This is a genomic window from Gaiella sp., assembly GCF_035710885.1.
In the GTDB taxonomy this organism is placed as follows: domain Bacteria; phylum Actinomycetota; class Thermoleophilia; order Gaiellales; family Gaiellaceae; genus Gaiella.
This window is the reverse complement of sequence record NZ_DASTCS010000076.1, coordinates 193,649-208,027: the sequence shown is the minus strand read 5'-3', so window position 1 is coordinate 208,027 and position 14,379 is coordinate 193,649. Positions and strand designations below refer to the sequence as shown.

Sequence of the window (14,379 nt, the reverse complement as noted above, 5' to 3'; positions counted from 1 at the left end):
AAGGTCAGAGCCTCGAGACACCGTTCGGCCACGCCGGCGAACGGCTGCACGAATGGTTGTTCACCACCCGGTGGTGGAATGAGATGTCCGGCGGCCAGCCCGGCGGCACCGGCGGCATCGACGACGCCTTCACGCGGCTGCACGATGTCGGGATCGGCGCCGAGATCATGGGTGCCAGGAAGTTCGGCCCGCCCGGATGGCACAAGGACCAGGAGTGGAAGGGCTGGTGGGGTCCCAACCCGCCGTTCCATACACCGGTCTTCGTCCTCACCCACCATCCGCACCCGTCGATCGAGATGGAGGGCGGCACGACGTTCCATTTCATCGACGCTTCGCCCGCGGAGGCGCTCGAGACGGCCCGCGAGGCCGCGGGCGGCCAGGACGTGCGCATCGGCGGAGGTGCCACCGTGATCCGCGACTTCGTTGCCGCCGGGCTCGTCGACCACATGCACATCGTCGTGGTCCCGATCCTGCTCGGCCGAGGCGTACGCCTCTGGGACGGACTGGAGGGCCTGGAGAAGGACTATGAGGTCGAGGCCGTCTCCTCGCCCAGCGGAGTCACGCACGTGACGTTCACGCGAGCGCCTGTGTGAGCCGCCTCGCACCGAGAGTTGGCGTCGACGCGAGGCGGGCACACGTTCCGCGACCGGCGGGCATTCGAGGGCACGCGCGAAGTCTGGGGTCGACAGCAACGCCGACTCTTCGGTAGGAGACCGCAAGGCACCAGCCGGCGCAGGTCCTCCACTCGCGAAGACAGAGCCGCTTCAGAGCCGACGTGCAGTCGGTGCCGGCCTCGAGCAACAACTGGTGCAGGTGTGGAGCACGCGCACGCGTCGCTGCGCGTGCTCCACCTGCAGGTCGCGCCCTATGGTGACGGCGGGAACGACGGCGGACCTTGCGACGTCGGAGGTTCACCCAGTGGACGACCGCCCGGTCCGTCGGCGAACGTGATCCACGGCATCGTCGGCTGGTGGGCGACGGCTGGCTTCGTGAAGTCGCACACGCCCGTGGGGAACGCCTGCTGCAGCTTGCCCCACTCCTCGTCCGTGAACTCGATGGGCTCGCCGCTGGGGAGGCGGTAGTCCTGCCGATCGAGCGGCTTCAGCTGGCACTTGAACGTGTCCAGCTCCATCGGCCAGCCGGCCACCCATCTCATGTGCGAGTAGTACTGCCACTGCGCGGCCGTGCCGGTGCAGAACAGATCGTCCTGGGGGCCACCCTGGGCGGCGCTGGCGTAGCAGGTGTCTCGCACCTCTGCGGGCTTGTTGTTCTCGATCTTGACCGAGAGCGGATCATCGCTCGTATCGGCGTACACCCCGTCGAGCCACGCGCGCATGGCATCGAACTGGCTCGGCACCGCGCCGCCTCTCGACACCCAGATGACGTTGTTGTCGTGGTTTCCCAGCGTGCGGTCGATCCGCGCGCGCCAACTCCAGGAGTGGAACGGCGGGTGGAAGCCGACGTCGGTGGGATTGGTGCGGGCGTCGATCTCGGCGACATGGGCCGATCCCGATCCGTCCGCGATGCGGCCGGTGCGGTAGAGCGTCGCCAACGCCTCTTCATCGGCCGCAGTGCGTTGCGGCTCCCAGACGCCGTCGATGTCCATGCCGCCAATGCGCCAGTTCACATCGACGAACCTCTGCTTGTCGAGTGTCCCGTCGAGCAGGTTCTGGAGCCCGTACTGCACCCCGACGTTGTCGATCGGACGCGGCGCCTTGTTGTCGGGCCCGACGCCGAACACGTAGTTCATGTAGTCCTGGATCGTGCAGCGCGTGCCGCTCGGGTTGGTGAGCGGGTCCCAGCGCCACGGCGGCGTGTTGGGCGGACCGGCACAGCCCGAGGCGCTGTTGGCGATCAGCTCGGCTGTGGTGAAGCCGATCTTCTGCGAGCACTTCGCATCGGGATTGGACGGGTTCGTGCCGTACACGAGCTGCCGCAAGGCGGCCGTGTTGAAGAGCGGATTGCCTCCTCCGCCCCAGCCGGCCGGTGCGCCGCCCAGCCCGAAGTAGCGAGACAGCAGCAGACAGTCGAACGAGTCGACGACCTGGAACCAGTGGTCCTCATAGAGCAGGCTCGTCATGAGGCCGTTCAGCAGCCCGGGGTAGGCGCCCGAGATCATGTGCTGCTGCATCGTCCCCGCGGAGCCGCCGTCGCCGATGGTGTACTGGATCGGCCCCCAGCGCTCGGTGATGATCTCCTTCGTCATCATGAGCGCTTCGGCGGAGATCACGTCGCTGCACTGGTTCCCGTAGGTGTTGAGGCCGGACGTGCCGACCGCGAACCCGAGTCCGAGTCGCGCCACGTTCCGCACGTCGCCCACGGTCGGCTGCTGGTAGTTGACACTGCAAGCGCCGCCGAACGTGTTCACGTACTTGCGGTTCCACGGCTGCTCGGTCGACCACGGCGTGATCGGCTTGGTCGGATCGACCAGGACCGCGATCTGGTAGATGCCGCGGTTCGCGCTTCCCGTCACTCGCTGGACGACGAACGGGACGGTCTTACCCTCGTCGGTCGTCGTCTGCTGGATCAGCTCCGCCGCCGGCGGGCTGCTCGGGTTGTAGGCCACCCACGCGGTACCGGCCGCGTTGCGGTAGAAGTGCTCGACCACCGGCGCGGCGACATTGCACTTGTCGTCGACAGCCGGGCCGATAGAGGGATTCGTCTGTGCGGTCGTGCGGCACAGCCACGGCTGAACCTGCTTGCCGGAGAAGACCGGGCCGCCGATCGAGTGGTTGGTGATCTCGATCCAGCGCCCGACGCCGTTCCCGGGACGCACACGCAGGATGTTCTTGCCCTCTCGGAGATCGGTGACGAGCCCTTCGAAGCGGCCGTTCTGACGCACGGCAAAGGTGCTCGTGATGTTCTTGCCGTTGAGCTCGACCCTGATCGCTTGCGGGTTCGCGCTCAGATCGACAGAGACGAGGGCGTCGCCGCCCGAGATCAGATCGGCACGGTTGGACACGACGGTGATGTCGTTGACACCGCCCTCCTCGCTCGATGCCGAGATTGCGCCTCCGCTCACGGTCAACGCCGTGATGGCACAGATGACGAGGCTGACTACGACTGTCAGGCGTCTGACACGCAACAGCTGCACGATGCCTCCCTCCTTGGAGCGCCCCGAACCTCGCGTTCACGAGCGCGACGGCCCTGACGAATCTATCAGCCCACCTGATACTGTCAAGGAAACCTGATACTGAGGGGGCGAGCATGTCCCGCGAAGGGGCGAGCGCCAGCTCCGGAGAGCACGTATGCGACGATGTCGCGGTTGACCCAGGATCGGACGAATCCAGCCGCCTCGGCGACCGTCGAGCCGCGGATCAGCTACGTCATCGCGCGCCTCGAGCGCGCGATCCGAACGCAGATCAACAAGCGTCTCGGACCCCATGGACTGACGACGTTGCAGTACACGACCCTCAGTGTGCTCGGTTCCCGCGGGCAGCCGCTTTCGAACGCGCAGCTCGCGCGGCGGGCGTATATGACGCCGCAGGCGATGATCGAGGTGCTGAACGCACTCGAGCACAAGGGACTCATTCGTCGAGACGCGCACCCGAATCACCGCCGCGTATACCCGGCCAGCCTGACGGACGACGGCCGTCGAGTTCTGGCGACGTGTGACACGCTGGTCGAGGCGATGGAAGAGGAGATGCTGGCAGAGCTGGACGCTGCTCAGCGGGAGCAGTTCGCCGAGTGGCTCAAGGAGTGCGTCCGCGCGTTGCACGCAGGGCTGCCGCCCGAGGGTGACCGGGGTGGGGCGCGCCCGTCGCAGAGGCGACCGCTTGAGGGTAATCAGGTAGCCTGATATAAGTAGCTCCGTTGCAATACCGCTTCGAGTCGAAGGAGGTTTGATGGAGCGACCGGTGACGGTGCTGCACGGGTGCGCCTCCCCCGGGCTTCCCTCTCGTCGAGGTTCGATTGCGCCAGAGGCATCGGCGCACAAGCATTCCCGGAGTGGCAGACGCCCGTGCCTCCGCAGGCACGGGCCACACGTCCTACAAGGAGGGCATCGATGAGAAGGCTGCTCGTACTCGGGACGGCAGTTGTTGCCGCGTGCTCGGCCGTGCTGTTCTCGTCCGCGTCCGCGACAGGACAGCAGGCACGGACCGTGTACATCGGCATGGACGCCCCCCTGACGGGGCCGCAGGCGATCGTCGGCCAAGGCGATCGCGAGGCGGTCGACGCGCTCGTGCGGTTCTGGAATCGAGGTGGCGCCTTCAAGAACCGACGGATCCAGGTCGACATCCTCGACAACGCTTCGAATCCCTCGCAGGCCGTCCAGAACGTGCAGCGTTTCGTGTCCGACTCGAAGTACGTCGCCATCCTCGGCTCGGGAAATGTCGCCGCTGCCATCGCGACGGCACCGTTGGCGACGGAGGGGCGCATCCCGTTCCTGCCGCTGTCACCCCCAACGCCGCTCGTCGTGCCGCCTCGGCCCTACGTCTACGTCGCCCTTCCGACTGCGCGGCTGTACGCGTACAGCATGGCCCAGTACCTGAAGAGCCTGAACATCCAGCGAATCGCGCTCATGGGTGACAACGGCGGTTTCGGTCGCGACGGTGTCGCTCAGGTCAAGGCCCTCGCGAGCGCTTACGGCTTCTCGATCACCGACGAGTTCATCTTCGCGCCGACGTCGACCAGCTTCGCGGCGGAGCTCACTCGTGTGAGGAACTCGAACGCGCAGGCGCTCTGGATGTGGACCGTGACTCCCGCCGGCAACACGATCGTCAAGGAGTTCCGTCAGCTCCAGCTTCCGCAGCGCCTCGTCCTGACGGGTGGAAACCTCTCGTCGCAGTTCCTCGAGGCCACATGCCCCGATGTCAACGGGGCGCTCGTGAACAGCTTCCTCGGAGTCGTGGGGGAGCAGCTCCCGCGCGGGAATCCCATCCGTGCTCGTGCGCAGATCGTGCAGCGTGCGATCGGCAAGCCCCTCTCGGTCTTCCATGTGGACGCATCGACGTCGTTGTTCGCCCTGAAGGCCGCGATGGAGCAAGGCGGATTCACGCGCCAAGGCATCAACACCGCTCTGGAGACGAAGATCCGCGGACTCGCGACTCCAGGTGGCCGACTGTTCTTCGGCCCGAGAAACCACAGCGGGATCCAGATGAACAGCATGTGGGCCGGGAGAATCGTCCAGTGCAAGCCTCGGGCGCTGTTCGGATCGGCATTCCGCCGATAGTCGAATCTGCTGACCCGACCGACGCCGCGGACCTCGCATGCGAGGTCCGCGGCGTCACCAAGTCGTTCGGCGCCGTCGCGGCAGTCGCCGACGTCGACGTCGACGTCGAGCGGGGCTCGCTGACATGCCTGATCGGTCCGAACGGCGCCGGTAAGTCGACCCTCCTCGGATGCATCTCGGGATTCCTGCGGGTCGATACGGGAAGCGTCCTCGTGGCGGGCCACGACGTCACGCGCTGGACCGCGCACCGTCGGGCGGAAGCGGGGCTCGCAACCGTCTTCCAAACCACCCGCCCCCTCGACCAGCTGGACGTTCTCGAGAACGCCATGGTCGGTTGCCATGCCTGGACGCGAGCAGGCTTCGTCGAGGCGATGTTCCGAGCCCCGTGGCAGCGTCGCGAGGAGCGGCAGATCGAGGAGCACGGCTACCACTGCCTCGAGCTCGTCGGTCTCGCCGACCGGGCGAACGTGCCCGCAGGCTCGCTGCCGCTGGGGCAGCTCCGTCTCCTCGCGGTGGCACGCGCGCTTGCGCAGCGTCCCAAGGTGCTGCTCCTGGACGAGCCCGCGGCCGGCCTCCGGAGCGGTGAGAAGACACGACTCGCCGAGACGCTGCTCGGCCTGAAGGGCAGGGGGCTCACCCAGATCCTCGTCGAGCACGACATGGGCTTCGTGGGATCGCTCGCCGAGCGAGTCGTCGTCCTCGACCGAGGTAGGGTCATCGCGGACGGCACACCCGCCGAGGTTCGCGAAGACACACGCGTCGTCGAGGCATACCTCGGGTCGGCGACGCTGTGACACTGCTCGAGCTCGACGACGTCACGGTGCGATACGGGGAGGCCGTCGCTGTCGACGGCGTGTCCCTCGCGGTTGCGCCTCGGGAGCGTGTCGCGCTGATCGGGCCGAATGGGGCTGGGAAGACCTCGCTGCTCAACGCCGCGTGCGGCCTGATTCGCCCGGCGTCCGGTCGCGTGCGCATCGAGGCCGACGACGTCACCGGAGCGACACCCGGTTCGATCGTGCGCCGCGGAGTCAGCCAGGTGCCCGAGGGGCGGCACGTCTTCGGGACGCTGCCCGTCGAGGCCAATCTGCTGCTGGGCGCGTACGGACGCGTCTTCCGGCTCGAGATCGTCTCGTCGACGTTGCGCTACCTCCGCTCGAGACGCGACGTGCGCGACCAGCTCGAGCGCGTCTACGACCTGCTCCCCAAGCTGCGCGAGCTGCGCGAGCGACCGGCTGGGCGGACGTCGGGAGGCGAGCAGCAGATGGTCGCGATCGGGCGTGCGCTCATGGCGAGCCCACGGCTGCTCGCGATCGACGAGCTCTCGCTCGGTCTTGCTCCGAGGCTCGTGCAGTCGCTGGCCGAGTTCCTGGTGCGCCTCAACGAGGAGGAGGGAGTCGCGATCCTGCTCGTGGATCAGAGCGCGTCGCTTGCATTCTCGCTGTGTGAGCGGGCATACGTTCTCGAGACCGGGCGCGTCACGCTCGAGGGTGCGAGCCGTGACCTCGTGGGTCGGCCCGAAGTGCGGAGCGCGTATCTCGGTGGAGGGCCGGACGCGCCCTCGTGACTACGTTCTTCCAGCTCGTCGTGGTGGGCATCTCGACCGGGTCCGTGTTTGCGATCGTCGGGATGTCACTCGTGCTCGTCTACCGGGCCACAGGCATCGTGAACTTCGCGCAAGGCGTGTTCGCAGTCCTGGGTGGGCTCGTGACCTACTCGCTGAGCCAGCACATGTCGCTCGTGCTCGCGGGGCTGCTGGCGGTACTCGTGACCGCGATCGTCGCCACAGTCGTCGCCGTCGTCGCCGTCGGCATCCGCGGCCGCACGACGCACCTTGCGAGCCTGATCATCACCGTGGGGATCGCGATCTTCGCCGAGGCGGTTCTCCTCGCGGCGTTCGGCGAGGTGCCGCGGTCCTACTCGGCCATCTCGGATCGCGCCTGGAACGTCGGCGGCGTGCTCGTACAGCCGCAATATGCAGCGCTGGCGCTCGTCGCGCTTCTCGCCGCCGTCGGACTCACGCTCTTTCTCCGCCGCACGATCGTCGGGCAAGCGCTCGTCGCCTCGGCCGACTCACCGCGCGCCGCGGAGCTCATCGGCCTCAATCTCCGCTCGATCGCCGTGATCGCGTTCGCGCTGGCGGGCGCGCTGACGGCGATCGGCGGTGTCCTGCTCGCTCCGACCGTGCCGGTGTCCTACAGCTCGGGCCTGACGATCACGATCAACGGATTCGCAGCCGCCGTGTTCGGAGGGCTCGTGTCGATCAGGCTGGCCCTTCTCGGCGGCTATGCGCTCGGCGTGGTCGAGCAGCTCGTCGTCGGCTACATCGACCCGCAGTACAACCTGATCATCGCGCTCGCGGTGATGCTCGTCCTGATCGGTTGGCGATCGCGGGGCGAGCTGGCGGTATGAGCACGCTCGACCAGCGCGCGCGGCGCAACCGACGCGACGCGATCGTCCGGGTCGTCGGGGTGGTCGCCGCCACCGCGTTCGCGTGCTGGCTCCCGTTCCAGTTGGAAGGCGGCGACATCGGCCTCTACGACCGGATGGGCCTCTACGCGCTCGTCGCGATCGGCCTCACGTTGCTGATGGGCTTCGCCGGCCAGGTCTCGCTCGGGCAGGGTGGCTTCTTCCTCATCGGGGCCTACACATCCGGGCTGCTGACGGTCGGGCTCGATCCCGACTCGCGACTCGTCGATCCGGATGCTGGTATCGACCCGGTACTCGCAGTCGTCGCAGCGCCGATCGTGAGCGCCGCCGTCGCCGTCGTCATCGGTGTGCCGCTCCTGCGTCTCCGCGGGCACTACCTCGCGTTCGCCACGCTGGCCTTCGCGCTGATCGCCTGGTCGCTGCTCTATGCCCAGGACCGTTTCACGGGCGGCCAGTACGGCGTCACCGTGACGAAGCGCCTCGAGCTCTTCGGCCATCAGATGTCGGGCGCGTCCCACGCCGCGCTGGTCTGGGGTCTCGTCGGCCTCGCGCTGCTGCTCTCGACGACCCTCGTCGCATCGCGCGTCGGCCGCGCGCTCCAGGCAATCGCCGTGAACGAGCCGGCCGCTGCGGCGTCAGGGGTCAACGTCGCCCGCTACAAGCTCCAGCTCTTCGTCTTCGCCGCAGCGCTCGCCGGGCTTGCGGGCGGGCTCTTCACCTTCTACGCCCAGTTCCTCGGCCCGGAGGACTTCGTGATCGTCCTCAGCCTGCTCTTCGTCGTCATGGTCTCGATCGGCGGCCTCGGAAGCTTCTACGGAGCGGTCATCGGCGCCGTGACCATCGTCTACGTCGAGCACGAGCTTCGGGAGCTGGGCACGCGCGGGTCACTGCTGGGTTGGGACCTTCCACCGCAGGCCCCCTCCATCCTCTCGCTCGGCGTCTTCGGCCTCATGCTCATCACGATCATGCTGTTCTTCCCGCACGGCCTCCTGCCCGGCCTGATCGGGGCGATCCGCTCGCTGCGCCGCCGGCTGGGTGCGAGTCGACGAAGCGGCTGACTGCCCGGTCAGCCCGACCAAGACGTCGCTTGCCTCGATCGCTGCGAGGTCGATCGTCACCGCAACTCTGTGCGCCCGTCCTTGATGACGACCGTGCCGTCCGACCCTGCGGCGTCGAAGCCGTAGATCCCGTCGCCGAGCGCCCAGACTCGCGTCGTCAGGGTGTCACCCGGAAAGAGCGGCGCCGAGAACCGCGCCGCGAGTCTGCGGATCGCTCGCCGATCATCGACGCCCGCGGCCTCGAGCACCGCACGACCACTGAAGGCCAGCGTGCAGAGCCCGTGCACGATCCTCTTCGGTAGACCGACGGACCGGGCGAACTCGTCGTCCAGGTGGATGGCGAAGTGGTCGCCCGACGCGTCGGCGTAGCGGACGGTCTGATCCTCGGCGATCTCGTACGCCACCTCGGCAAGCGGAGGCCTGCCGTCGACGTCGAGGCCGTGGTCGGGCGGGCGCTCTCCCACGCTCTGGGCTCCCTCGACGCCGCGGAAGAACTCGGTCACGTACTGCTCGTTCAGCAGCTCACCACGCTCGTTGCGCGTCACGACATGGATCACGAGCGACGTCCCGTTCGGGCGCGAAAGCAGCGCGATCGGCGTCGCCTGCACCGAGACCGTGGCCTCGGCCTCGAGCGGTGCATGGAGAACGAAGTCCTGCTCGTAGTGGACGACCCGTTCCCGTGCGTCGTCCGACGCGACCGACCGCGAGGCGTCGGCGATCGGGCCGGCCGCCGGGACGATTGCGAACACGGGCCCGCCCGGCACGTCGTCGGTCGCGTCCGCGTAGACACGCAGTGCCTGCTCGGTCACGAGATAGGTGCGCTCTTCGGTCGGACGGCCGATCGCAGCGGGATCAAGGCTCATACGGTCATCCCGGTCGTCTGGCCGCCGTTGACCGTCAGCACCTGGCCCTGCACGAAGTTCGACCAGGGTGAGCAGAGGAAGAAGATCGCACCTGCAGCCTCCTCGGGTGTCCCGGGCCGGCCCAGAGGGATGACCGACCCCGCAGCCTCGCGCATCTGGGCCGGTATGCCCAGCCGGATCTCGTGACCGGCGCGCTCGATCGTCGTGCCGTCCTCGGACGAAGCCGTGAGCCGCGTGTCGATGAAGCCGAAAGCGACGGCGTTCACGTTCACCTTGAAGGGGCCCCACTCGCGCGCGAAGCTCTTCGTCAGCCCGACGAGCCCGGCCTTTGCGGCGGAGTAGTTCGCCTGCCCGACGTTGCCCTGCGTGCCGGAGATGGAGGTGACGTTGACGACCTTCCGGAACGTCTCGCGCCCCTCCTCGCGATCACGCTTGCCCGCATCGCGAAGGTGGGGAGCTGCGGCCCGCAGAACCTTGAACGGCACGACGGTGTGGATCTCGAGCATCGCGCGAAACTGCTCGTCGCTCATCCTGTGCCCCATCCCGTCCCAGGTGTAGCCGGCGTTGTTCACGACGATGTCGAGGCGTCCGAACGAGTCGATCGCAGCCTGCACGAGGGCCTCGGGCATTCCGTCGGCGGTCAGGTCGCCCGCGAGCACCGCCGCTGCGTCACCGATCTCGGCGGCAGCCCCTTCCGCAGCTCCGGCGTCGACGTCGTTGACGAGAACCCGAGCCCCCTGCGCGACGAGGAGCTCTGCCGTTGCACGACCGATCCCGCGCCCCGAGCCCGTCACGATCGCCGACTTGCCCTCGAGAACGTTCGTCACACCACCTCCTTAGAATCAGGTTGCCTGATAATAACGCGCTGAGGCAAGACGAGGCGCTGATGAGTCCGCGAGCTGGACGAGCGTGTCTGGGAGAGCGACTTCCAGGCGTACCAGACGACCCCCGCCAGGCCGGGCGTCGCATCGACCTCGACGCATGGCCGAGGTCGCTGTCGCCGCGCGTCGCGCGGGATGTCGGATTCGTCGCCGCCCCGCGCGCGGGCAGCGGCTGACGAGACCGGCGACGTCGATGCGCTCGACTGCAATCGTGCTTCGGTGGCGACGAGATCGTGCATCGTCGACGGGAGCAGCGAGGTTCTTCTCGGACGAGAACGCGCAGGGCATGCTCGCCGCCGCGTAGCGACGAGACGGAGGACGCCTCGACGACCACGTCCGCGCGCCTCGATACACGACCCACGCGTCGCGGTCTCCGGTGGCTGCGCGCGTGACCGTTTCGGCCGGGGCCGCCATGCGCCCGAGCACACCTAGGCGCTGGTGGCGACGGCGGCCCCCATCACGTCGGCGGCGGCTTCGTCGTCGAGGCCCTCGCGCGCGAGGCGCTGCCAGGTCCAGAAATCGAGCGCGAGCCGAATCAGCCCGCGTAGCCGGTCGGCCCTCCGGCCGCGGACGGCGAACCCAGCCGCCAGCTCGAGGCCGAGCCCGTCCAGCATGCGATCGACGTTCTGCTCCAGGAACCGATCCAGCTCGGGCACGGAAGCACGATCGCTGAAGAGCTTGCCGTACATCGGCTCGGTCTCGCGATACCAGCCGTAGAGCCTGGCGAGCACGCCGTGCACGCGCTCGCCGGCGTCCTCCTGCGCGAGAACGCTGCCGAAGTCGGGCACCGGGTGCAGTCGCTCGTAGTGGGCGGCGCAGGCGGGCAACAGCTCGCTCAAGTCCGCGAAGTGGTTGTAGACCGTCGGACGCGTCACTCCCGCGCGCCGCGCGATCTCGGCCACGGTCGTGCGTGCGACGCCCTTCTCCTGGTGCAACTCGGCGGTCGCCTGCGCGATCCGGTCGCGAGTCTCGCGCTGGCTCTCGGCACGGGCCTTCAGCTCGTATTTTCTCATTTGGGTTGACATGGTGTTCATTCATGTTAGCATGGCCGAATCGATTGACACTATGTTAAACGAAAGGACTCCGAGATGCTGACCATCACATCCTTCGAGACGCTTTCCGCGCAGATGAACGGACGCGTCGTGACCCAGTCGGATCCCGACTGGGACGCGACACGGCAAGTGTTCAACCTCGCGACGGACGTGCGGCCCGCCGCCGTCGCGCTCCCCCGCGACGTGAGCGACGTGGTCGCCGCCGTCGGGTACGCCCGCAGAAACGGCCTTCGCGTGGCGCCTCAGGCCACCGGCCACAACGCCGACGCCCACGGCGCGCTCGAGGACACGCTCCTCGTCGACGTCCGCGAGCTCCAGGAGGTGTTCGTCGACGCGCGCGCGCGCCGTGTCAGGGTCGGGGCCGGCGTGAAATGGGGACGTGTCGCCCCGGGGCTCTCCGACCACGGGCTCGCCGCGCTCCACGGGTCGTCCCCCGACGTCGGAGTCGCCGGCTACTCGCTCGGCGGCGGCATGGGCTGGCTCGCCCGGAAGTACGGCCTCCAGACGAACAGCGTCACTGCGATCGAGCTCGTCACCGCGGAAGGGCGCGCGACCCGCGTCGACGCGGAGGACGAGGCGGATCTCTTCTGGGCGCTGCGCGGCGGCAACGGCAACTTCGGCGTGGTCACGGCGATCGAGTTCGCCGTCTACCCGGTCGAGCACCTGTACGCCGGGGTCATGTTCTTTCCCTTCGAGCGGGCGAGCGACGTTCTCCACGCATGGACGGAGCTCGTCCCGACGCTGCCGGACGAGATGATGTCGTGGGCGTCGCTGCTGCAGTTCCCCGACGCGCCGTTCGTGCCCGACCCGGTGCGCGGCGGCTCGTTCGCAGTCGTCTACGGCGCCTTCCTCGGGAGCGAGGCAGAGGGCCGAACCCTGCTCCGTCCGGTGCGCGATCTCGCTCCGGCGATGGATACGTTCGCGATGGTGCCGCCGGCGGCACTGGGCACCATGGCGATGGACCCGCCCGACCCGCTCCCCTTCGTGCCGACCACGGCGCTGCTGGACGATCTGCCCCACGCCGGCGTCGACGAGCTCGTGGCCGCGGTGGGACCGGAGTCGGGATCCAACCTCGCGATGGTGGAGCTCCGCCAGCTCGGCGGCGCGCTCGGACGACGGACGCCGGGGGCCGGTGCGCGGGCGACACTGCCGGGCGCGCTCAGCCTGATCGCGCTCGGGGTTCCGGAGGACGCAGAGTCCGAGGCGAAGGTGAGGGCGTACCTCGAGTCCCTCGATCGAGCCGTCCGCCCCTACCGCGTCGGCGACTACGCGAACTTCGTCATGGAGCCGACCGACGCGAGCCGGTTCTTCGACCCGGAGACCTGGGCGCGCCTGCGTCAGGTGAAGGCGCTCTACGACCCGGGCGACCTGTTCAAGGGCAACCACCACATCCCGCCCGCCTACTGAGCCGAACGAGGTCCACGCCGAGACGAACCCCGGGGCGCTCAGAACCCCCGGGGTTCGAACCACTCGTGCCGAGTCACCGCTGCATCCTTGGATCGTGCGCAGGGTCGGCATACATGCGAGGGCAACCCCGATCGACGGCTTCGGGGCGCAGTTCGTAGTGCCAGGGTTCGTTGCCGTAGATCTGGCACAGCCCGTGCCCGGAGCCGTGCTCGGACAGCCACGCCGCGGCGTCGGCGGGCCCGATGTCGACCGCGTTCCCCGCCACGTGAGCAGACGTCTCGGAGGTGGCCACCCAACGGGCCGCTTCTTGCTCCGAGCCGTACTCGAAGACCGCCTGGCGGAGCAGGTGCTCCTGGTACGCCGGGGAACGCCAGCCGCTCTCGACGACGAACACGACGCCGTCGTTCGCGGCCGCAGCCGCACCCTGGCGCAGGGCTTCGAGGAGCGCTGGATCCAGGTTGGCCACCCCCGGAACCTCGACGTCGAACACCGACGTGCCGCCGGGGACGGCACCATCGGCCACGCCGAACACACGATGCTGATCTCTGCGGGGGAGGGCACCGTAGCCCTCACCGGGCGCACCGCGGTGCACTGGGCGCGGGACGTCGATCCGTGGTGCGGCCGTCGAGGAGGAGGACGCCAGCGATTGGTAGCCGAGGGCCGAGGCCATCACCGCGATGACGACGAGCAGGCCGGCGGCACGGGTCCTGCGAATCCGAGCCCGACGGCTCGCGGTTCGTGCTGGCTTGCCGTGGGCGATGCCTCCATTCAAGGCAGCGTGGTGTTGCCAGCACGTATGCGGTTCTCGATACGCCGACGATATGCGCCGGCTCTAGCATCGGAGCGTGCGCGTGTTGATCGTCGAGGACGAGCCCTACATGGCGGAAGCCATTCGGGACGGCCTACGCCTGGAAGCGATCGCGGCGGACATCGCCGGTGACGGCGACACCGCCCTCGAGCTGCTGAGCTTCAATGCCTACGACATCGCCGTCCTCGACCGAGACATTCCCGGACCCTCCGGCGACGAGATCGCCGAACGCATCGTCGCCTCCGGCAGAGGCACGCCGATCATCATGCTCACCGCCGCCGACCGTCTCGACGACAAGGCCTCCGGGTTCGGGCTCGGCGCCGACGACTACCTCACGAAGCCGTTCGAGCTCCGAGAGCTCGTGCTCCGTCTCAGAGCGCTCGACCGTAGGCGCGCCCACAGCAGGCCGCCCGTACGGGAGATTGCGGGTCTCCGGCTGGATCCCTTTCGCCGCGAGGTCTACCGCGACGACCGCTACGTCGCGCTGACGAGAAAGCAGTTCGCCGTGCTCGAAGTCCTCGTCGCAGCCGAAGGCGGTGTCGTCAGCGCCGAAGAGCTCCTGGAACGGGCGTGGGACGAGAACGCCGACCCGTTCACGAACGCCGTGCGCATCACGGTCTCGGGACTGCGCAAACGCCTCGGCGAGCCCTGGATCATCGCCACCGTGCCCGGCGTCGGCTATCGCATCCACACAGGACCGGCGTGAAGGA

14 protein-coding genes are annotated in these 14,379 nt (G+C 68.3%); 9 read left to right on the top strand and 5 right to left on the bottom strand.

From position 1 onward, the window contains the following. The coding region (locus VFO26_RS17885; protein WP_325116450.1) for a dihydrofolate reductase family protein at positions 1 to 593 on the top strand (593 nt) is incomplete at its 5' end. A 272-nt stretch (positions 594 to 865) separates the two neighbouring features. Here VFO26_RS17885 and VFO26_RS17880 read toward each other — a convergent pair. Beyond that, entirely contained in the window at positions 866 to 3,022 is a 2,157-nt protein-coding gene (locus VFO26_RS17880; RefSeq protein WP_325116449.1) for a DUF6351 family protein, read from the bottom strand. Positions 3,023 to 3,265: 243 nt separating this feature from the next. Here VFO26_RS17880 and VFO26_RS17875 point away from each other — a divergent pair, with 243 nt between their 5' ends. The 6 genes from VFO26_RS17875 to VFO26_RS17850 all read left to right on the top strand — a co-directional run bounded on the left by VFO26_RS17875 (position 3,266) and on the right by VFO26_RS17850 (position 8,658). After that, positions 3,266 to 3,799: a MarR family winged helix-turn-helix transcriptional regulator gene (locus tag VFO26_RS17875; RefSeq protein ID WP_325116448.1), complete on the top strand. Its 534-nt coding sequence runs from the start codon at positions 3,266 to 3,268 to the stop codon at positions 3,797 to 3,799. Between the two features lie 207 nt (positions 3,800 to 4,006). Next, positions 4,007 to 5,173, top strand: coding sequence for an ABC transporter substrate-binding protein (locus tag VFO26_RS17870; protein ID WP_325116447.1), 1,167 nt, complete (start codon positions 4,007 to 4,009; stop codon positions 5,171 to 5,173). Further along, positions 5,131 to 5,967 carry an ABC transporter ATP-binding protein gene (locus VFO26_RS17865; RefSeq protein WP_325116446.1) on the top strand — a complete coding sequence of 279 codons (837 nt, stop codon included), beginning with the start codon at positions 5,131 to 5,133 and terminating at the stop codon, positions 5,965 to 5,967. The genes VFO26_RS17870 and VFO26_RS17865 overlap by 43 nt, the downstream gene beginning before the upstream one ends. Further along, entirely contained in the window at positions 5,964 to 6,737 is a 774-nt protein-coding gene (locus tag VFO26_RS17860; protein ID WP_325116445.1) for an ABC transporter ATP-binding protein, read from the top strand. Before VFO26_RS17865 ends, VFO26_RS17860 begins: the two co-directional genes overlap by 4 nt. Beyond that, on the top strand, positions 6,734 to 7,582 hold the full coding sequence (locus VFO26_RS17855; protein ID WP_325116444.1) for a branched-chain amino acid ABC transporter permease: 849 nt from the start codon (positions 6,734 to 6,736) through the stop codon (positions 7,580 to 7,582). The genes VFO26_RS17860 and VFO26_RS17855 overlap by 4 nt, the downstream gene beginning before the upstream one ends. Next, positions 7,579 to 8,658 (top strand): branched-chain amino acid ABC transporter permease, encoded by a 1,080-nt coding sequence (locus VFO26_RS17850; RefSeq protein WP_325116443.1) that lies wholly within the window; start codon positions 7,579 to 7,581, stop codon positions 8,656 to 8,658. The genes VFO26_RS17855 and VFO26_RS17850 overlap by 4 nt, the downstream gene beginning before the upstream one ends. 56 nt (positions 8,659 to 8,714) lie before the next feature. Here VFO26_RS17850 and VFO26_RS17845 read toward each other — a convergent pair whose 3' ends face one another. From VFO26_RS17845 to VFO26_RS17835, 3 genes are all read right to left on the bottom strand, one after another. Further along, the gene (locus VFO26_RS17845) at positions 8,715 to 9,521 is read right to left on the bottom strand and encodes a MaoC/PaaZ C-terminal domain-containing protein (RefSeq protein WP_325116442.1); all 807 of its coding nucleotides are present in this window, start codon (positions 9,519 to 9,521) and stop codon (positions 8,715 to 8,717) included. Further along, positions 9,518 to 10,348 carry an SDR family NAD(P)-dependent oxidoreductase gene (locus tag VFO26_RS17840; protein ID WP_325116441.1) on the bottom strand — a complete coding sequence of 277 codons (831 nt, stop codon included), beginning with the start codon at positions 10,346 to 10,348 and terminating at the stop codon, positions 9,518 to 9,520. The genes VFO26_RS17845 and VFO26_RS17840 overlap by 4 nt, the downstream gene beginning before the upstream one ends. Positions 10,349 to 10,830: 482 nt before the next feature. Further along, positions 10,831 to 11,415, bottom strand: coding sequence for a TetR/AcrR family transcriptional regulator (locus tag VFO26_RS17835; RefSeq protein ID WP_325116440.1), 585 nt, complete (start codon positions 11,413 to 11,415; stop codon positions 10,831 to 10,833). Positions 11,416 to 11,490: 75 nt separating this feature from the next. Here VFO26_RS17835 and VFO26_RS17830 point away from each other — a divergent pair, with 75 nt between their 5' ends. Further along, on the top strand, positions 11,491 to 12,861 hold the full coding sequence (locus VFO26_RS17830) for an FAD-binding oxidoreductase (protein WP_325116439.1): 1,371 nt from the start codon (positions 11,491 to 11,493) through the stop codon (positions 12,859 to 12,861). 73 nt (positions 12,862 to 12,934) lie between these two features. On the opposite strand, the gene VFO26_RS17825 is transcribed toward VFO26_RS17830, so the two are convergent. Continuing rightward, the gene (locus tag VFO26_RS17825) at positions 12,935 to 13,384 is read right to left on the bottom strand and encodes a M15 family metallopeptidase (protein ID WP_325116438.1); all 450 of its coding nucleotides are present in this window, start codon (positions 13,382 to 13,384) and stop codon (positions 12,935 to 12,937) included. A 322-nt stretch (positions 13,385 to 13,706) separates the two neighbouring features. Between VFO26_RS17825 and vanR-Sc the strand changes: the two genes are divergently transcribed. Continuing rightward, a complete protein-coding gene (gene vanR-Sc / locus VFO26_RS17820; protein ID WP_325116437.1) occupies positions 13,707 to 14,375 on the top strand; it encodes a VanSc-type vancomycin resistance response regulator transcription factor VanR in 669 nt (222 codons plus the stop codon). Positions 14,376 to 14,379 lie beyond the last annotated feature (4 nt).